The organism is Nonomuraea sp. IBHARD001, from assembly GCF_056106265.1.
In genome coordinates, this window is sequence record NZ_JBWBBW010000002.1 from 2715946 (window position 1) to 2734444 (window position 18499).

Here is an 18499-nt window from a genome sequence, read left to right on the forward strand (position 1 = left end):
GGGCGGGGGCGGCGCACGCCCCCGCCCGGCCGTCAGCCGCGCACGGTGCTCGTGCGCAGGTGCGGATCGGCCTTGATCTCCGCCTCGGTGAAGCGCCCCTTCACCCACCGGCCCTGCGCGAACAGCACGGTCTGATCGGAGTGGTACGGCGAAGCCGCGTTCGCCGACTGCGAGTACGTCATCACGGTCATGGCCTTCGGCCCCGCCGGGGTCAGTTCGACCGCCATCAGGAACGTGGACCCGGTGTCGACCGGCGGATAACGCCCGTCCGTGCCGAGCGGCCCCGACGTGCGGATCCGGTCGAAACAGCCCTCGCCCTCGGTGCAGCCGGGCACGGCCACCGCTCCGTACGACTGCGCCTGCCCGGCCGTACGCCCCAGCGGGATGCGGTTGGCCCGGAAGAAGCGCACGACGTCGGCCAGCGCCGTCCTGGTCTCCGCGCGGGCCCGGTCGAGGCCGCGCGGGGTGGTGAGCGGCTCGGCGGGGTCGAACGGCACGCGCCACCAGGCGGCCTTCGGCGGTCCGGGCGCCGCGGGCTTCTCGCCCGGCTTGTCGGAGTGCGGCGGGGGAGCGGTCCGGCGTCCCAGCCTGGTGAAGAACTCGCGCCACAGGACCGATCCCGCACTCGTGGCCGTCGCCCTGCCGTTCCACGCGGCCAGGACGCCGCACGCCTCGCGCACGTCGACGCGGGAGCCGTCCCCGGCCGTCATGACGGGATGCGCCGCGCAGATGGCGGCCAGATCGGCGCGGGTGCGTTCGAAGGCCAGATTGCGCTTGCCCGAGACCGAGGCCGTCAGCGACTCCAGCGTGAACCCGGGCGCGCCGAGCCCGTCGGAGCCGTTCAGCCGTCTGCCGATCATGTCCAGGCTGACCTGCGGGCGCAGCTCGGGATCGGTTCCGGAGGTGCCGAAGATCTTCGCATAGCCGGTCAGCGGCGCCGCCGGGTTGGTCAGCCACGGGCTGTTGTTGGAGTTGCTCACATAGTCGTTCCTGGTCAGGCCGGGCTTGGCGGCCGGTCCGAACAGGCCGGGCCGCACGGCGTCGGCGTCGGAGCCCCAGCCGCAGGAGGAGGTGGAGCCGTCGAGGATGTAGCTCTCCTCGTCGGGCGTGCTGACACAGCGCGCGGCGTGGGCGTCGGTGACGTGCGGGACCACGGAGGCGTCGGCGAAGTACGCCGTGCCGCCCGCGTCGGCCGCCAGTGTGTAGACGAACGGCATGCCCTGGTAGGTGGCCTGGGCCCGGCGCAGGCCGTTGACGTCGCGGGCCGCCGCCATCGCCAGCCACTCGTCGCCCGAGCGCAGGTTGGCGGCGTTGGCGTCGGCCAGCACGTACGCGCTCTTCTCGCTCCAGCCGCTCGCCAGCACGGGACCGTAGCGCGAGGTGTACAGGACACGCGTGAGCGGGCGCGAGCTCCCGTCGGGCTCGCGCACGGTGAGCGTGACCTCCTGCCTGCCCATCGGCTCGGCGACGCCGTCGACCAGGTACGCGGTGGGATCGCCCGGCGCCAGGTCGAGCCGGAACAGGGTGAAGCGCTGGGCGTGCGAGACGGTATGGGTCCAGGCGAGGCTCGCGTTGTGCCCGATCTGGACGACCGGCGTGCCGTAGAGGCTGGCGCCCGAGACGTCGAGCTGTCCCGGGATCGTCAGGTGCACCTGGTAGAAGCGCCGCACGCCGTTCCACGGGAAGTGCGGGTCGGCCACGAGCATGGAGGTGCCGTTCCTGGTCGAGGTACGGCCGAGCGCCCAGGCGTTGCTGCCCGGCGCCTGCCGCAGGCGTGGCTCGGGCCCGGGGCCGCCGTCGTCGTCGTCGGCCGAGGCCGGGGCGGAGCCGGGCGGGGCGGCTTCGGCGATGTCCTTCTTGAGCTGGGAGCTGCCCGCCATGCGGTTGAGGTCGAGCAGGTTGTGCCAGACGTCGAGTGCGGTGATCGGGCCCACCCAGTCCTTGCCCCTGCAGGCCGGGTCGGGCAGTGCGCCGACGCCGGTGTCGCTCAGGTAGCGGTTGTACCCGGCCACGTAGCCGTCGACCAGGCGGCGCATCTGCGGCGTGGGGCCGATCGGCGCCGGGGCGGCCAGCAGCCGGCGCACGACGCCCGAGGCGTGCACGCCTCGGTGGTACACGTCGCTGGCGAGGTTCGGGGCCGGCCTGATCGGATCGTCGGACAGCGCCTGCGCGCCGAAGTGCGCCGAGCGTTCGCCGCGTAACGTCAGGACCCAGGAGGCCATCGTGCACAGGTTGTCCTGGGCGAAGGCGTAGCCGTACCCGAAGCCGAGGCTGCCGTGGTCCTTGGCCGAGATGTGCGGTATGCCGTGCTCGGTGCGCCGGATGTCGGCCCGGTAGCGGCCGTCGTCGGCCACCGAGGGGGTGCGGGTCTGCGTCACCACGACAACGGCGGCGACGAGGACGAGCGCGCAGGCGAGCAGGAGCCGCGCCGGACGCCCGAGTGGTCGTGTGCTCATCAGGACTCCTGTCCGAGGTGCGCCGAGTCGGGCGCGGTCATGCGCCGCAGCAGCGGCAGCGCGGTGAGGACGACGAGCAGGGCGACGGCGAGCCCGCCACCGGCCGTCAGGAAGTAACCGGCGCCCGGCGGCGAGAACGCGACGCCGAGCTGACCGGACAACAGCCCGGCCACCCCGATCCCGGCCCCGGCGGCGAGCACGGCGGCCAGCACCAGCGGCAGCGCCGACTCCAGCAGCACCACCCTGGACAGCGTCGCCGTCGGCGTCCCGCACAGCCGCAGCAGCGTGAACGGCCTCCTGCGCTCGACCAGACCACCCCCGACCGCCACCACGAGCGCGCAACCGGCCACCAGCAGGGTGAGCCCGACCATCGCGAGCGCCACCGCCTCGATCTGTTCGAGCAGCACCGCCCTGGCCGCCGCCACCTCGTCGAACGTCATCGGCGCCTCGTCGACCCCGCTGACGGCCGTGTACGGCGTGAGCAGCGTGCGGACGCGTTCGAGCGTGGCGGCGTCGCCGGTGCCGACCAGCACGGCCGACAGGCTCAGCCCGGCGAGCGGCGTGGTGACGACCGGACTGTCGCCGCCGACGACGGGCAGGCGCCTGCCGATGGACAGCATGTTGTCGTTGACCACCACCCGCTCCAGCGAGGCGGCCACGGCCGTGGCTCCCGGCGGGCAGCTCCCGAGCGCGGGCAGCGCGGCCAGGCTCGCGCAGCCCACGATCGAGCCCGGCGGCGGCGGCCCGTCGCCGAAGCGGTCGTGCCCGTCCTTCGACGCCGGATCGGAGGCCCTGTCGTATATCGGTAGCACCGATACCCCGGGCAGGGCCCGCATTTCGGCGAGCAGCCGGGCCGCGGCCTCGGGCGGCAGCGCGCGGCCCGCGATGGCGGCGCAGTCGGGGGAGCCGCAGCCCGCGTAGGCGAACGCGGCGCGCAGCACGGGGCCGAGCGTGCCGCCGCCCACCGCGCGCTGGCCCGACACGACGGCCGGGATGATCCCGGCGATCGCGGTGCCGATGAAGACGGCGAGCACGAGCCCGTTCACCGTCCTGAACGCGGCCTTCGGATCGGCGCGCAGCCGCTGGGCGGCCAGCAGTCCGGCGGCGCTGCGCGTGTGCCTGGCCACCAGCCCGGCCGCCAGCATCGTCAGCCACGGCCCGCCCAGCATCAGGCCCGCCATGATCAGGATCAGCCCGATGTCGAGCAGGACCGGCTCGGGCTCCTTGCTCGAACCGCCGAAAGCCAGGGCGAACACCACGAGCCCGGCCCCCAGCGGCAGCAGCCGCCACCCCCTCGGCGCGGGCGAGGCCGTCCGGCCGGCCACGCCCATCGGCGTGATCCGCACCCGGCGCAGCGACCACAGCGCCGCACCGGTCGTGGCCAGCGGCACCGCGACCAGCACACAGGCGTACTGCACGGCCGACGGCACGACCAGAACGGGGAAGTAACGCGCTCCCGTGACCGCCACCTGGGCCACGGCCGGCCGTACCAGCTGGAAGAGCCCGATGCCCGCCAGGGTGCCGAGCACGGCCCCGGCGGCGGCGTCGACGGAGGCGATGACATTGATCTGCCGTGCGGTGGCGCCCACCAGCCTGATCGCGGCGTAGCGCTCCTCGCGGCGGGCGGCGGCCAGCCGGGAGGCGGTGCCGATGAGCACGAGCAGCGGGAAGATCAGGCCGACGGCCGCGATGCCGAACGCCTGGCGGTACCACGTGGAGGTGTCGTCGACGGCGGGCTCGGCCGAGATCGTGTCGACCTCCACCGTCCCCGCCATCGAGGCCAGCCGCTGCGGCGTGCCCCCCACGACGACGGCGAGCTCGTCCGGCCCCGACAGGGCCTGCCGGCCGATCAGCCCGGCCCTCGTGCCCGCGAAGCGGTCGCCGAGCTGATCGGCGGGCACCGAATCCAGCAGCGCGGCCAGCGCGGGCGAGACGAGGTAGTGTCCCGGGCCCGGCCATCGCTCCAGGCCCGGCATGACCGGAGCCCGGGCGCCGAGCGCGGCCACGTCGAGGCGCTTGAGGCCGCGACCGGCGTAGGTGTCCTCGCGGTAGTTCCACAGGGCGGTGTTCGTCGTCGCGCCGAGCGCCCAGCCACCCGGCGCCGAGCCCGTCGTGCACTCCCAGCACGCGCGCTGCCCGGTCGCGGCGAAGGCGTTGAACATCGCCAGCGTCGCCAGCAGCACCGTGACGCCCGCCCCGACCGCGACCGTGACGAGCGCGAGCCTGACGGCGGCCTCCCTACCGCCGCGCAGGGCGATGCGCAGGCCGAGCACGGCCGTCACCGCAGGCTCTGCGCGCGGTAGGGGTCGGTGACCCGGCCGTCGCGTACGACGACCTCGCGGTCGGCCCCGGCGGCCACACGGGCGTCGTGCGTGACGACGAGCACCGTCGTGCCCTCCTCGCGGGCCAGCGCGACCAGCAGGTCCATCACCTGCTCGCCGGTGAGCGAGTCGAGCGAGCCGGTGGGCTCGTCGGCGAACAGCACCGACGGCCCGGTCACCAGCGCCCTCGCGATCGCCACCCGCTGCGCCTGGCCGCCCGACATCTCGCCGGTGCGCCTGTCGCCCAGCCCGTCGAGGCCGAGGCGCTCCAGCCATCCGGCCGCCCTGGCATAGGCCTGCCTGCGCCCGGTGCGGCCGAGCAGCAGGGGCAGGGCGACATTGTCGGCGACGGTCAGCTCGGGCACGAGCCTGCCGTACTGGAACACGAACCCGAACGCCGTGCGTCGTAACTCGCTCCTGGCGTTGTCGGACAGCGTGTCGAGCCGCCGTCCCTGGAACCACACCTCGCCCGAGTCCGGGGTGAAGATCCCGGCCAGGCAGTGCAGCAGGGTCGACTTGCCGGAACCGCTCGGCCCCATGACCGCCAGCACCTCGCCCGCCCGCACCGCCAGGTCGGCCTCCAGCAGCGCGGGCGTCCTGCCGTACGCCCTGGAGACCGCGCGCGCCTCGATCACCGGGGAGTGCGAGCCCGTCAGGACGGGCGGCGGCGGGCTCATCGGCGCACCGTCTGGGCCAGTGCGCCGAGCCTGGCCGAGGTGACGTCGATCCACCGCAGGTCGGCCTCCAGGTGGAACAGGCCGTGGTCGGCCAGCAGCGCGTCGACGAGCGCGCCGCCGCGCTTGACCTCGGTCAGCTCGCGCATGCGCCGCAGGTGCGCGGCCCGCTGCGCGTCGAGGTACCCGGCGGCGTCGCGCCCGAGCATCAGCGCGAGCACCACCTTGGTGAACAGCACCGTCTGCAGGTACGGCTCGGCCTCGACGGGCTCGCTCAGCCAGGCCTGCACCTCGTCCCTGCCGAGCGGCGTGATGGCGTAGCGCTTGCGGTCCGGCCCGTCGCCCGGCTCGCTCCGGCCCGCTGTGACCTTGCCGTCCCTGGCCAGCCTGCCGAGGGTGGAGTACACCTGGCCGAACGGCAGCGGCCTGCCCCTGGCGAAGTAGGCGTCGTAGTCGCGCTTGAGGTCGTATCCGTGGCTCGGCTCGCGATCGAGCAGGCCGAGCAGGGCGAGAGGCACACTCATGCGGGGGACTATATACTGAGGGTATACACGCGGCGCATAAGCCTTGGTGGGAAGGGACTTCAGATCGTCGCGAAGAACGCGCGGATGTCGCCGGCGAGGTCGCCGGGCCGCTCCAGGGCCGGGAAGTGCCCGCCGCTGCCGAACTCGGTCCAGTGCGTCACCTTCGCCGTCCGCTCGGCCAGCCGCCTGATCGGCAGCAGGATGTCGCGCGGGAAGACCGCGACGCCCAGCGGCGTGTCCGACGGCTCGGAGCCCGTCCAGGCGTGGGCGAACTCCCAGTACAGCTGCGCCGAGGGCCCGGCCGAGTTGGTCAGCCAGTAGATCGTCACGATGGTCAGCAGCAGGTCGCGGTCCACCTCGTACTCGGCCCACTCGGTGAACTTCTCCGCGATCCAGGCCAGCTGCCCGGCGGGGGAGTCGGCCAGGGCGTAGGCCAGGGTCTGCGGGCGGGTCGACTGGATCGCCATGGAGCCGCCCAGGTCGCCGGTGAAGCGCTCCAGGCCCGCCAGCCTGGCCAGGTCGGACTCGCTCAGGCCCGCCAGCTCGCCCGGGGCGCCCGAAGGGAAGGTCGGCAGGTAGCTGACGTGCACGCCGCACACCTGCTCCGGGGCCACCAGGGCCAGTTCGCGCGAGACGCCGGAACCCCAGTCGGTGCCGTGCGCGCCGTACCTGGTGTAGCCCAGGCGGCGCATCAGCTCGGCCCAGGCGTGCGCGATGCGCCGCAGGTTCCAGCCCGGCTCGGTGGGCGCGCCGGACAGGCCGTGGCCGGGGAGCGAGGGGATCACCAGGTCGAAGGCGTGCGCCGGGTCGCCGCCGTGCGCGCGGGGGTCGCTCAGCGGGCCGATCAGCGGGCCGAACTCCAGGAAGGTGCTCGGCCAGCCGTGCGTCAGCAGCAACGGCGTCGCGCCCGGCTCGGGCGAGCGCACGTGGACGAAGTGCACCCGCACCCCGTCGATCGTCGTGACGTACTGCGGCAGCTCGTTGACCAGGGCCTCGTTCGCCCGCCAGTCGTAGCCGTCGGCCCAGTACGCGGCCAGCTCCGCCAGCGCGCCGCCCGGCAGGCCCCTGCCCTCGCCGGGAGCCGCCTGGGGAGCCCGGGTACGGCCCAGCCGCTCGCGCAGGTCGTCCAGGTCGGCGTCGGGGACGTGCAGGTGGAACGGGCGGATGTCGTGGTTCGTCATGACCTCATGGTTTCGCCCAACGCGGCAAAGCTGTTGCCGCGATAATGAGTCGATGTTGGAGACGTCCGCCAGGCTGCTGCGCCTGCTTTCGCTGTTGCAGAGCCGCCCCAGCTGGACAGGGGCCGAGCTCGCCGACCGGCTCGAGGTCAGTCCACGCACGATCCGCTACGACATCGCCAAGCTGCGCGAGCTGGACTACCCGGTGCACGCGGTGCCCGGGGCCGCCGGGGGATACCGGCTGGGGGCGGGCACGCGGCTGCCGCCGCTGCTGCTCGACGACGAGGAGGCCGTCGCGGTGGCCATCGGGCTGCGCACGGCCGCCGGAGGCACGGTCGAGGGCATCGAGGACAGCTCGGTGCGCGCCCTGGCCAAACTCGAACAGGTCCTGCCCGAACGGCTGCGCCGCCAGGTCGGCGCGCTGCACGCGCACACGATCGCCACCCAGACCGGCGGGCCCGTGGTCGAGCCCGGCCTGCTCGCCACCATCGCCGCCGCGTGCCGCGACCGGCAGCGGCTGAGGTTCGGCTATCGCACCCACGACGGGAGCGAGCAGGGACGCGACGCCGAGCCGCATCGGCTCGTGCACACCGGCAGGCGGTGGTACCTCATCGCCTGGGACGTCGCCAGGCAGGACTGGCGTACGTTCCGCGTCGACCGGATCACGCCGCGGCCACCGCACGGGCCCAGGTTCGCCAGGCGGGAGCCGCCCGGCGCCGAGTCCGTCTCGCGCGGGGTCGACGTGGCGCTGGCGCGGCACCGGGCGCTGGTGCGGGTGGGCGCCCCCGCCGCCGACGTCGCCGCCAGGGTGCCCGACTCGGTGCTCGTCGAGCCCGACGGCGAGCACGCCTGCCTGGTGCACGCCGGTGGCGACACCCCGCTCCAGCTGGCCCTTCATGTGCTCATGCTCGACGCCGACGTACAGGTCGAGGGGCCGCCCGAACTGCTGGCCGCGCTGGCCGTGCTCGGGGCCAGATGCGCCTCCGTCGTGGCCGGTGCGACCGTGATCGAGGGCGAACAGGTCACCACTTGATCGAACCTGTGTTCGTTCGAGTGTTGACAATATCGATGATCGAAATTATGTTCGATGGAGTGACGTGAGGCTAGCGGCTCACGTTGTCAGGACCCGGATGCGGGACCGCTTCCCCCAAGCGGCTCCGCGGACGGGCCCCAAGGGCGAAGGGCTCGTCCTCGTCGTCGGCGGAGACGAAGGGGCGTGCTCTGGCCGGACGGGGAGAGGGGAAGCTCCTCGTCCGGCCGCCCGGCGTAATTGTCGGTGGAGTCTGAAACTCTGGCTTCACCGGCGCAAACACCGGGAGCCGCCACAACCCCCAAGGAGGCTGGAGATGACCCCACGGCTCAACGAGTCGCACGGGCCCCGGTTGTCGCCCGCGGTCCGGGCGCACCTATCCGACGCACGCGCATGCCTGGCGGAGGCGGCATCGGCCCGCACCCCGGCATCCCGATACGTGGCGGCCCACCTGGCCGCCCTCCGAGCGGCCGCGGCGATCCTCGCCGCCCGCCCTCGTCCCATGGAAGGCCGTCGCAGGCGCCTGCGCAGTGCGTGGGAGCTCCTGCCGGAGGCCGAGCCGCAGCTGGCCGAGTGGGCCGCCTACTTCGAGGTGAGCGCCGCCAAGCGCGCCGCCGCCGAGGCCGGCGTCGTCCGCGGCATCACCTCCCGCGACGCCGACGACCTCATGTCCGAAGCCGACACCTTCGTCACCGAGGTGGAAACCCTCCTCGGGGTTCCTGGTCAGCCCGCATTGCCGGTGAACGTGCCGCTTGCGGGGTGAGCTGGGGGCTTTTGCCTTTGGGCCTGGGTTTTGGGTCTTGGGTCTTGGTACGCCTGCCGGGGCGAGGAGGGCAGGGGGCTGAGGCTGGGGCCTGAGGTCGGGTTGGCTTGAGTTGGGTGCTGGGCTGGGCCCTTGGGTGGGGGCCTGGCTTGGTGCGTTGACTGGTGTGTGATTGGCCTTGGACGTGGTTGGGGTCGGCGTTTTCGGCGTTTTGGGCGCTTGGTGGGGCGGGCTGGGTGGGTTGGGTTAAGCGCCACGCCTCTGCAAGCCCTCAACTCTCGATGCGCCCGCCTCTCGTCACACACTTCTCGGGCTCGCCTCTCCTCACGTCTCCTCGCGTGTGACTCTGCGCGCGCACGCCCCTGCGCGTGCAGGACTCTCCAAGGGTGCGCACGCGAGAGTACGTGTGGGCTGCGGTGCGCACTCTCGCGACTGCGCACGCGCTTCTCAGGTCGTCTTGCGCGCCCGCAAAGCCCTCATACGCCCTGGAATGCCTCCCGGCTCTCCTCGGGGGCCACAACCTTGTCCGGGACGCCCACGGGAAGGCCACAGGCCTGTCCAGGACGCTCGCGGTGAGGCTGCAGGCCTGTTGTCAGGGGGCATGGGTGTCTGTCTGCCTCAGATGAGACTCGCGCCCCCGCAGGCATCCCCGCACGGATTCGCCTCGCACCTCAACGCCCAACCCAACTCCACCCGCCCTGCCCCGCCTGCCCCCTGCCTCGCCTCACCCACTCAGCCGCCACCCCGCCCAATCACCCGCCACCTCGCTCACCCATTCTCCCGCGTGACTCCCACCCACCTCACTCGTACGACTCCACCCACGCACCCACTCGCGAGCCCCGCCCACCCGCTCACCCGCACGAGTCCACCCACCCACGCGACTCCCACCCGCGAATCCTCGCCGCCCAGGCACCCGCGCGGCTCCTCCCGCGCCCGCGCACGACACCACCCGACCACGCGACTCCTCCCGCGCCCCCGCATGACACCACCCGCCCACGCACCCACACCACACCGCTCACCCGCACGACTGCACCCACCCGCGCACACGACTGCACCCCCACACACCCCACGACACCACCCGCCCACACACGCGAGCCCCCGCCCAAAACCCCGCCCCACCCAATCCCGCCCCGCCCGCCAAACCCCCACCCCCACACAATCCCTCCTGAAATGCCCTCAAAAGCCGCTGTGGCGCAAATACGGAGAAGTCCCGGCAGCAACCACCTCCAAGGCTCTTCATGCGCTCTCCGGCCCTTTGAGCGCCATACCGCCCCACCGCAAAGCATCTCCCCAACGCCAATACCCCGCGAACACTCCAAGGGGGGCCCAAAACGACTCGACGCCCGCTCCGAATGGCGGAGCGGGCGTTGAGGGGGTTCGGCTCCCGGGGCGAGGCGTCAGAGGGGGGACGCCCGAAGGGGGAGGGGGTGGGTCAGAAGGACTCGACGGCGCGGCGGGCCTCGGCGTCGAGTACGCCCCAGCTGATCAGCTCTTCGGTCAGCTCGCTGGGCGACTTGTCATAGATGACGGCAAGAGAGCGCAGGTCCTCCTGGCGGATGCTCAACACCTTGCCGTTGTAGTCGCCTCGCTGGCTCTGGATCGTGGCCGCGTACCGGGCCAGGGCGCCTGCCTTCTCCTTGGGCAGGGTCGCCAGCTTCTCCAGATCGATGACGAGCTTCGGCGTCGGCCCGAGCGGGCTGGGCGCGGCGCCTCCGGGAAGCAGCTCGGAGACGGGCACGCCGTAGAAGTCGGCCAGCTCGGCGAGCTTCTGCACCGTGACCGCGCGATCGCCTCGCTCGTAGGAGCCGACGACCACTGCTTTCCAGCGTCCGCGCGACTTCTCCTCGACTCCGTGCAGGGACAGCCCCTGCTGGGTGCGGATCGCGCGGAGTCGTGCACCCAGCGACTTTGCGTACTCAGACGGCATGGTGTGGCCCCCCGGCTCGTGTATGTCGTGCTCTCAGTAGATTGTGCGCCCTTGCGGCAAATGTCGGGTCACCGGGGGGTTAGGTGCCTGGGTAGGTACCTTCGGTGACCGAGACACCTGGGTTTACCCCAGAACGCCGCGAGAAGTGGTTACGGACAGTGACGGTAAAGCGATGGAAGCTCAAGGTCAAGCTGATTGGAAAAAAGATGCCGAATCCGGTCCGGGAGGGTCCGCCTCAAAGGTCGCTCTTGTCCCACTCATAACGGTACTTCGTCACTGTTTGCCGAGAAGCCGGGCCGACGTCTCGCCCCGTTCCTCCGGGGTTCCGGATCGGCTCGACCGCATTCCGGTTACGGCTGGCCACTTCCCCTCGCGATTGTCATCCCTTCTGTGCCGGTTCCGGCCGACCGTGCCGGTCGTCCTTGTGTCCCAGTTCCGGCTGACTGTCTCGGTTCGGGCAATCACTCCGGTTCCGGCCAGTCGACCCTGTTCCGGTCGACTGGGCCGGTTGTGGTGGAGTGCGCCGGGTTCTGATGAAACCGGCCAAGATCACTTGTAGGGCGCTGAGCGGCCATAGTCAAGATCTCTTGGCCGCCGGCTGCCGGGTGAGGACCAACACGGGACGCGTCGCCGCTCGTATGATCTTGATCGACGTGTCGCCGAGGAACACCCGCCGCAGCGGCCCCGAATCGCTGGACGCGCAGATGATCAGCTCGCCCGGCAGCCACTCGGTGGCGGCCAGAGCGTCGGCGACCTTCCGGCCCTCCAGCATCTCGACCTCGACCTGCGTCTTGCGCCGATGCCCCTTGACCGCCGCCTTGAGGTCGGCCGCCGCCTGCTCGCGCAGCCGTTCGGCCATCTCGCGTTCGATCTTCGCCTTGCCGGGGCTGTCCAGCACGATCGTGACCAGCCGCAGCGGCACGTCGAGTGCCGCCGCGGTCCTGGCGGCCGTCGCCACGGCCTCGTCGCAGCCGGGCCCGCGCCGGTAGGCGACCGTGAGGCGTTCGATCGAGGCGGGCGGCTCGTCGGCGTACCCCTTCGGCGCCAGCAGCACAGGGACCGAGGAGGAGTGCAGCAGCTGGTCGGCCGTACTGCCGAGCGATATGCGGCCCTTGCCGCCGCGCGGGCCCGAGCCGATCACGACCACGTCCGACCCGCTCTTGCGTGCCAGCTCCACCAGACCGCGCCCGCTGCCCTTGTGCGCGTGGGCGACGTAGTCCACGTTCTGTTGCCCGCCCGAAAGCGCGCGGGCCTGTTCCAGGGTGGCCTCCGCCTGCTCGGCGAGGTAGGACACCCAGGCGCTCTCGTCGGCCCTGCCCGGCCCGGGCGTCGACCACGGCGGCGGCTGGATGGTCGCCACCGTGAGGTGCGCGCCCGCCTGCCCGGCCAGCAGCAGCCCGAGCGCCAGCCCGTCCCGGCCGCGCGGCTCGGGAATATATCCGGTCAGCACGTTCTCGATCTTCACAGGGTGCCTCCCTGGTTGAGCCGCGAGTGGCGATAGCCGTAGGCGAAGTAGGCCACCAGCCCGACCGCCATCCAGAGCAGGAACGCCACCCACGTGACCCCGGCGAGCCCCGCCATGACCACGACGCAGAACACCACGCCCAGGATCGGCGTGACGGGGAAGAACGGAGCGCGGAAGCTGCGCGGCAGATCCGGCCGGGTACGGCGCAGCACCAGCACGCCGACGTTCACGATGGCGAAGGCGAACAGCGTGCCGATGCTGGTGGCCTCGGCCAGCTGCCCCAGTGGAATGAGCCCGGCCAGCACCGAGACGAACACCGACACGATGAGCGTGTTGGCGATCGGCACCTGGCGGCGCGGGTTCACCTTCTGGAACACCTTCGGAATCAGCCCGTCACGCGACATGGCGAACAGGATGCGCGTCTGGCCGTACAGGACGGTGAGCACGACGCTCGCGATGGCGATGACCGCGCCGAAGGAGATGAGCAGGCCCGGCCAGGTGGCGCCGATCGCCTTGTCGGCGATGAGGGCGAGGCTGGCCTCGGTGCCGCTGGAGCTGAACTCCTGCCACGGCATCGCGCCGACGGCGGCCAGCGCCACCAGCACGTAGATGATCGTCACGATGATCAGCGAGAAGATGATGGCCAGCGGCAGGTCGCGCTTGGGGTTCTTGGCCTCCTCGCCCGCCGTGGACGCGGCGTCGAAGCCGATGTAGGAGAAGAAGACCTGCGAGGCCGCGGCGGTGATGCCCGCGATGCCCATCGGCGCGAACGGCGTCAGATTGCCGGTCTGGAAGGCGGTGAAGGCCACGATGCAGAAGAACGCGAGAATCACGATCTTGATGAGTACGAAGATCGTGTTGGCCACCGCGCTCTCCGAGGCGCCCCGCAGCAGCAGCCACGTGCACAGCACCACGATGAGGATCGCGGTCACATTGACCACGCCCCCGTTCTGCCCGGGCGAGTTGGTGATGGCGGCGGGCAACTCCCACCCGAACGCGCCCTTGAAGAAGGTGTTGAGGTACTCGCCCCAGCCCACCGCGACGGCGGCCACCGAGACGGCGTACTCCAGCATCAGGCACCACCCGCACACCCAGGCGATGATCTCGCCGAGCGTCGCGTAGGCATAGGAGTAGGACGAGCCGGACACCGGGATCGTGCCCGCGAGCTCGGCATAGGACAGCGCCGAGAACAACGCCGTGACCGCCGCCAGCACGAAGCCGAGCACCACCGCGGGCCCGGCCTTCGGTACGGCCTGCCCGAGGATGACGAAGATGCCCGTGCCGAGCGTCGCGCCGATGCTGAACAGCGTGAGCTGCCACAGGGACATGGTGCGGCGCAGCGAGCCGCCTTCCCCCTGGCCGCCCTCCGCCACGATCTGGTCGGTGGGTTTGGTACGGAACAGCTGGGCCAGTGCCACCCGGCTCCCCTCCCTGTGCACGAAGGGGGCGCCCCTCGCGGAGCGCCCCCGGTGGCGGCTAGAGCGTGCTGGCCAGCGGCCAGGTCGCGTTGGGCGTGATGATGGTGCCCGAGGAGCCTTCGAGGATCTCCAGGGCCTGATCCAGCTTGCCGATCGCGGCCATGTCACCGGTGGTCTCGACGAACCTGCACACCGCTTCCACTTTCGGCCCCATCGAGCCGGCTGGGAAGTCGATGGCACGCAGTTCGTACGGTGTGGTGTGGCCGATCTCGCTCTGCTGGGGAGTGCCGTAGTCCTTCAGTACCCTCGGCACGTCGGTCAGGATGAGGAAGGCGTCGCACTCCAGCGACTCGGCCAGCATCGAGCCGGTCAGGTCCTTGTCGATGACGGCCTCGACACCGGACAGCCGGCCCTGCTCGTCGCGTACGACGGGCACACCGCCGCCGCCGGCGCAGACCACGACGATGCCGTCGCGCACGCTCTTGCGGATCAGCCTGGTCTCCACCACCCGCTGGGGCAGGGGAGAGGGCACGACGCGCCGCCAGTACTGGCCGTCCTGCTTGACCGTCCAGCCGTTCTCCGCGGCCAGCTTCTCCGCCTCGGCCTGGTCGTAGACCTGCCCGACGAACTTCGTCGGGTTGTCGAAGGCCGGGTCGACGGCCGAGACCAGCGTCTGGGTGATCATCGAGAGCACCTGGCGGCCGGGCAGCGCGTTCTGCAGCGCCTGCTGCATCCAGTACCCGATCATGCCCTGCGTCTCGGCGCCGATGGTGTCGAGCGGGTAGGGCCTGGTCAGGTTCGGGTCGGCCGCGCTCTCCAGCGCCAGCACCCCCACCTGGGGGCCGTTGCCGTGCGTGATGATCAGCTCGTGCTTCTCCGCCACCTTGGCCAGCGTCTTGACCGCGGTGGCCACATTGGCGATCTGCAGCGCCGCGTCCGGCTTGTCGCCGCGCTGCATGAGCGCGTTGCCCCCGAGGGCGACGAGCACCCGCATCGTCATGCCCCCAGCGTGGCGACCATGATCGCCTTGATGGTGTGCAGCCGGTTCTCGGCCTCGTCGAAGACGATCGAGCGCGGCGACTCGAACACCTCCTCGGTCACCTCCAGCGCGTCGAACCCGGTCTTCTCGTACAGGTCCTCGCCGACCCTGGTCTCGCGGTTGTGGAAGGCCGGAAGGCAGTGCATGAACTTCACGTCCGGGTTCCCGGTGGCCTTCACCACCTTGGCATTGACCTGGTACGGCATCAGCAGCTTGATGCGCTCGTCCCAGACCTCCTTCGGCTCGCCCATCGACACCCACACGTCGGTGTAGAGGTAGTCGACGCCCTTGACGCCCTTGGCCACGTCGTCGGTGATGGTGATCGTGGCGCCGGTCTGCTTGGCGATGTCCTTGGCGGGCTTGACGACCGCCTTGGCGTCGGGCTGCAGCTTCTTCGGCGCGACCAGGCGCACGTCCATGCCGAACATGGCGCCGGTCACCAGCAGCGAGTGCCCCATGTTGTTGCGGGCGTCGCCGAGGTAGGCGAAGGAGATCTCGCTCAGCGGCTTGTCGCTGTGCTCCTGCATGGTGAGGATGTCGGCGAGCATCTGGGTGGGGTGCCACTCGTCGGTCAGGCCGTTCCACACCGGCACGCCCGAGTAGGCGGCCAGCTCCTCGACATAGGCCTGCTTGCTGCCCCGGTACTCGATGGCGTCGAACATGCGGCCCAGGACGCGCGCGGTGTCCTTGACCGACTCCTTGTGGCCCATCTGCGAGCCGGAGGGGTCGAGGTAGGTGACGTGCGCGCCCTGGTCGTGCGCGGCGACCTCGAACGAGCAGCGGGTGCGCGTCGAGGTCTTCTCGAAGATCAGTGCGATGTTCTTGCCGCGGAGTCGCTGCTGCTCGGTGCCCGCGTACTTGGCCTGTTTGAGGTCGGCCGAGAGCTTGAGCAGGAAGCGGAACTCCTCAGGTGTGAAGTCGAGCTCCTTGAGGAAGCTGCGGTTGCGAAGGTTGAAACCCATGGCAATTCCCCCGAAATCCCACGAAACGAAGTGTCAGATACCGTCGCGCTCGAGCGGGCAGCTCATGCAACGGGGTCCGCCCCGTCCCCTGCCCAGCTCGCTGCCCCTGATCTCGATGACCTCGACACCGTTGGCGCGCAGGAAGTTGTTGGTGGTGGTGTTGCGCTCGTAGGCGACGACCACGCCGGGCTCCAGGGCCAGGACGTTGCAGCCGTCGTCCCACTGCTCACGCTCGGCGGCGTAGACGTCCTGCGTCGCGGTGAGGATCTTGATGTCGTCCAGGTCGAGCGCGGCGGCGATGGCCTTGTGCATGGCCTCGGGAGCGTGGTCGGTGACCTTGAGCTCCTTCTCGTTGTCTCCGGGCTCGATCGTGTACGAGGCCAGCATGCCGAGCCCGGCGAACTTGGTGAACACGCCGACGTCGACATTGGTCATGACGGTGTCCAGGTGCATGAACGCCCTGGCCTTCGGCATGTCCAGCGCGACGATCTTCTTGGCCGCGCCCTTGGCGAACAGGTTCTTGGCCAGCATCTCGACGGCCTGCGGCTGGGTGCGCTCGCTCATCCCGACGAGTACGGCGCCGCGGCCGATGACCAGCACGTCGCCGCCCTCCATCGTGGCGGGCGCGACCGGCGTGCCGGGCATCCAGACGTTGAAGCCGCCGTCCTCGGGCCGGTCGAAGCCGGGCGCGAACGTCGGGTGGAAGCGGTAGATCGCCTCCAGGTTGACGGTCTCGGCCTGGCGGGCCTTCTTCTTCATCGCGTTGATGGAGACCCCGTTGTAGATCCAGCACGAGGTGTCACGCGTGAACAGGTGGTTGGGCAGCGGCGGCAGGATGAAGTCGGTGCCCTCCAGCACGTGGAAGGCCACGCTCTTGGGGTCGGCCCCGCGCTCCTGCAGTTCGCCCTTGGTGATGCCGCCGGTGAGGAACTGCTGCAGCTCGGCCGAAGGCAGCGAGTCCAGCACGTTGCGCACGGCGTCGGTCGCCAGCGGGCCGAGCCTGCGCTCGTCGATGACGGAGTCGAGGATGTGCTTGCGCGCCTCCGGCAGGTCCAGCGTCTCGCGCAGCATGTCGGCGAGCATGAAGACCGTGATGCCCCGGTCGCGCAGGACCTGCTGCCACTCCTCGTGCTCCTCAAGGGCGCGCTGCACCCACAGGACGTCGTCGAAGAGGAACTCGTCCTTGTTGGACGGCGTGAGTCGCTTCAGCGCCAGCTCGGGCTTGTGCAGGAGCACCTGGTGCAGCCTGCCCACCTCGGAATCGACGTGAAAGGTCATGTTTCTTCCCTAAGTCGTGACGATGTGATGCGGATCAGCCGGCGGCCCTGGGGCCGTACTCCCCGCGCCGGGCCTTGGTCCAGATGTAGACCGGGATACCCACGAGCATCATGAGGAAGCCGATGAAGATCGCTTCTTGACCCGCTCCGGAGGCCATCCAGAAGGCGAACAGGATCGCCACCACCGCGATCGTCAGGTCGCGCCCGAGGCGGGCCGCCTTGACCTGCCTGGCCCCGGTGACCAGCCAGAACAGCTGCGCGCACGCGGAGAAGAAGTACGGGATGACGGTGGTGAAGGTGGCGATGAGCAGGATCTTGTTGAACCCGTCCTCGGTGCCGAAGTAGTTGTAGACCACGACGAGCGAGGTCAGCGCGCTGCCCAGGATGATGCCGAACCAGGGGGCGCCCCGCCTCGACTCCTTGGTGAAGATCTTCGGGAACATGCCGTCCTTGGCCGCGGCCAGCGGCATCTCGGCCACCAGCATGGTCCAGCCGTTGATCGCGCCGATGCCGGAGATGATCGCGCAGGCCGCCATCAGGCCGCCGCCGACGCTGCCGCCGAACATGTTGTTGATGGCGTCGGCGAAGGGCGCGCTGGAGTTGACCAGGCTGTCGTGCGGGACGGTGCCGAAGATGGCGACGGTGGAGAGCATGTACATCGCGGCGCAGATGAGCACGCCGTACACGCTGGCCTTGCCGATGTTGCGCGCCGGGTTCTTGACCTTCTCCGCGACGATGGTGACGCTCTCGACGCCGGAGTAGATGAACAGCGCCAGCGCTCCGGCCGTCGACAGTGCGCCGATCCAGTTGCCGTCGGTGGCGTTGAACGGGCCGAAGTTGGCCGAGCGGATGAAGAACAGGCCGACGATGCCGACGAACACCAGCGGGATGAACTTCAGCACCGTGGTGACGAGGGTGAACATGCCGATGTTCTTCACACCGGTCAGGTTGATCAGCGCGGGGATCCACAACGCCACCAGGGCGAGCAGGATCTGGCCCGCGGTGGAGTCCCAGCCGAGGAAGTAGTTGACGTAGTTGACCCACACCACGGCCATGGCCGCATTGCCGATCCACGCTGTCAGCCAGAACGACCAGGCGTTCCAGAAGCCGGTGAACTCGCCGAACGCGTCACGGGCGTAGGCGTAGGGCCCGCCGCCGGCGGGAACGCGGGCGCCGAGCCTGCCGAAGACCATGGCCAGGGCGATGGCGCCGATGCTGACGATGCCCATGGCCAGGATGCTGACCGTGCCGAAGGCGGCCAGGGAGGCGGGCAGCAGGAACACGCCCGTGCCCACGATGTTGCCCACGACCAGTGAGGTTGCGGCGGGCAGGCCCAGCTTGCCCGACTCCTCAGCGATCTCTTTGGCGCTGTCCTCGCGCAGCGTGGCCTCATCTGAGGCGAGCCCACTGCGAGCCGGATCTCCCGATGGATCCACCATGTTGCGCCCCCCGGCACAAGAGTCCC

At 70.7% G+C, this 18499-nt stretch carries 14 protein-coding genes; 2 read left to right on the forward strand and 12 right to left on the reverse strand.

The features are described from left to right. Window positions 1-32 precede the first annotated feature (32 nt). The 5 genes from ACTWNK_RS14620 to ACTWNK_RS14640 are packed head-to-tail and all read right to left on the reverse strand — an operon-like array spanning window position 33 to window position 7156. Window positions 33-2456: a penicillin acylase family protein gene (locus ACTWNK_RS14620; RefSeq protein ID WP_474304487.1), complete on the reverse strand. Its 2424-nt coding sequence runs from the start codon at window positions 2454-2456 to the stop codon at window positions 33-35. After that, window positions 2456-4738 carry an FtsX-like permease family protein gene (locus tag ACTWNK_RS14625; protein ID WP_474304488.1) on the reverse strand — a complete coding sequence of 761 codons (2283 nt, stop codon included), beginning with the start codon at window positions 4736-4738 and terminating at the stop codon, window positions 2456-2458. Before ACTWNK_RS14625 ends, ACTWNK_RS14620 begins: the two co-directional genes overlap by 1 nt. Further along, window positions 4735-5454 (reverse strand): ABC transporter ATP-binding protein, encoded by a 720-nt coding sequence (locus ACTWNK_RS14630; protein ID WP_474304489.1) that lies wholly within the window; start codon window positions 5452-5454, stop codon window positions 4735-4737. The genes ACTWNK_RS14625 and ACTWNK_RS14630 overlap by 4 nt, the downstream gene beginning before the upstream one ends. Continuing rightward, entirely contained in the window at window positions 5451-5975 is a 525-nt protein-coding gene (locus ACTWNK_RS14635; protein WP_474304490.1) for a PadR family transcriptional regulator, read from the reverse strand. The genes ACTWNK_RS14630 and ACTWNK_RS14635 overlap by 4 nt, the downstream gene beginning before the upstream one ends. Before the next feature lie 59 nt (window positions 5976-6034). Beyond that, the gene (locus ACTWNK_RS14640; protein WP_474304491.1) at window positions 6035-7156 is read right to left on the reverse strand and encodes an epoxide hydrolase family protein; all 1122 of its coding nucleotides are present in this window, start codon (window positions 7154-7156) and stop codon (window positions 6035-6037) included. A 52-nt stretch (window positions 7157-7208) separates the two neighbouring features. On the opposite strand from ACTWNK_RS14640, the gene ACTWNK_RS14645 reads away from it, so the two are divergent. Further along, window positions 7209-8186, forward strand: coding sequence for a helix-turn-helix transcriptional regulator (locus ACTWNK_RS14645; RefSeq protein ID WP_474304492.1), 978 nt, complete (start codon window positions 7209-7211; stop codon window positions 8184-8186). Window positions 8187-8499: 313 nt separating this feature from the next. Continuing rightward, window positions 8500-8946: an SAV_6107 family HEPN domain-containing protein gene (locus ACTWNK_RS14650; protein ID WP_474304493.1), complete on the forward strand. Its 447-nt coding sequence runs from the start codon at window positions 8500-8502 to the stop codon at window positions 8944-8946. Window positions 8947-10378: 1432 nt separating this feature from the next. Here the strand turns inward: ACTWNK_RS14650 and bldD are convergent. The 7 genes from bldD to ACTWNK_RS14685 all read right to left on the reverse strand — a co-directional run bounded on the left by bldD (window position 10379) and on the right by ACTWNK_RS14685 (window position 18473). Next, the gene (bldD, locus tag ACTWNK_RS14655) at window positions 10379-10873 is read right to left on the reverse strand and encodes a transcriptional regulator BldD (RefSeq protein WP_474304494.1); all 495 of its coding nucleotides are present in this window, start codon (window positions 10871-10873) and stop codon (window positions 10379-10381) included. 577 nt (window positions 10874-11450) lie between these two features. Next, entirely contained in the window at window positions 11451-12338 is an 888-nt protein-coding gene (locus ACTWNK_RS14660) for a universal stress protein (protein ID WP_474304495.1), read from the reverse strand. After that, entirely contained in the window at window positions 12335-13756 is a 1422-nt protein-coding gene (locus ACTWNK_RS14665; RefSeq protein WP_474304496.1) for an amino acid permease, read from the reverse strand. Before ACTWNK_RS14665 ends, ACTWNK_RS14660 begins: the two co-directional genes overlap by 4 nt. Window positions 13757-13814: 58 nt before the next feature. Further along, on the reverse strand, window positions 13815-14756 hold the full coding sequence (gene arcC, locus ACTWNK_RS14670) for a carbamate kinase (protein WP_474304497.1): 942 nt from the start codon (window positions 14754-14756) through the stop codon (window positions 13815-13817). Beyond that, window positions 14753-15757 carry an ornithine carbamoyltransferase gene (gene argF / locus ACTWNK_RS14675; RefSeq protein WP_474304498.1) on the reverse strand — a complete coding sequence of 335 codons (1005 nt, stop codon included), beginning with the start codon at window positions 15755-15757 and terminating at the stop codon, window positions 14753-14755. The genes arcC and argF overlap by 4 nt, the downstream gene beginning before the upstream one ends. A 33-nt stretch (window positions 15758-15790) precedes the next feature. Next, the gene (locus ACTWNK_RS14680) at window positions 15791-17035 is read right to left on the reverse strand and encodes an arginine deiminase (protein ID WP_474304499.1); all 1245 of its coding nucleotides are present in this window, start codon (window positions 17033-17035) and stop codon (window positions 15791-15793) included. Window positions 17036-17069: 34 nt separating this feature from the next. Beyond that, on the reverse strand, window positions 17070-18473 hold the full coding sequence (locus tag ACTWNK_RS14685) for an amino acid permease (RefSeq protein WP_474304500.1): 1404 nt from the start codon (window positions 18471-18473) through the stop codon (window positions 17070-17072). Between the last annotated feature and the right edge of the window lie 26 nt (window positions 18474-18499).

Coding starts and splice junctions, on each gene's coding strand:
- bldD (WP_474304494.1), bottom strand. CDS start 10,873: ATGCCGTCTGAGTACGCAAAGTCGCTGGGTGCACGACTCCGCGCGATC.
- ACTWNK_RS14620 (WP_474304487.1), bottom strand. CDS start 2,456: ATGAGCACACGACCACTCGGGCGTCCGGCGCGGCTCCTGCTCGCCTGC.
- ACTWNK_RS14680 (WP_474304499.1), bottom strand. CDS start 17,035: ATGACCTTTCACGTCGATTCCGAGGTGGGCAGGCTGCACCAGGTGCTC.
- ACTWNK_RS14650 (WP_474304493.1), top strand. CDS start 8,500: ATGACCCCACGGCTCAACGAGTCGCACGGGCCCCGGTTGTCGCCCGCG.
- ACTWNK_RS14630 (WP_474304489.1), bottom strand. CDS start 5,454: ATGAGCCCGCCGCCGCCCGTCCTGACGGGCTCGCACTCCCCGGTGATC.
- ACTWNK_RS14635 (WP_474304490.1), bottom strand. CDS start 5,975: ATGAGTGTGCCTCTCGCCCTGCTCGGCCTGCTCGATCGCGAGCCGAGC.
- arcC (WP_474304497.1), bottom strand. CDS start 14,756: ATGACGATGCGGGTGCTCGTCGCCCTCGGGGGCAACGCGCTCATGCAG.
- ACTWNK_RS14645 (WP_474304492.1), top strand. CDS start 7,209: ATGTTGGAGACGTCCGCCAGGCTGCTGCGCCTGCTTTCGCTGTTGCAG.
- ACTWNK_RS14640 (WP_474304491.1), bottom strand. CDS start 7,156: ATGACGAACCACGACATCCGCCCGTTCCACCTGCACGTCCCCGACGCC.
- ACTWNK_RS14685 (WP_474304500.1), bottom strand. CDS start 18,473: ATGGTGGATCCATCGGGAGATCCGGCTCGCAGTGGGCTCGCCTCAGAT.
- argF (WP_474304498.1), bottom strand. CDS start 15,757: ATGGGTTTCAACCTTCGCAACCGCAGCTTCCTCAAGGAGCTCGACTTC.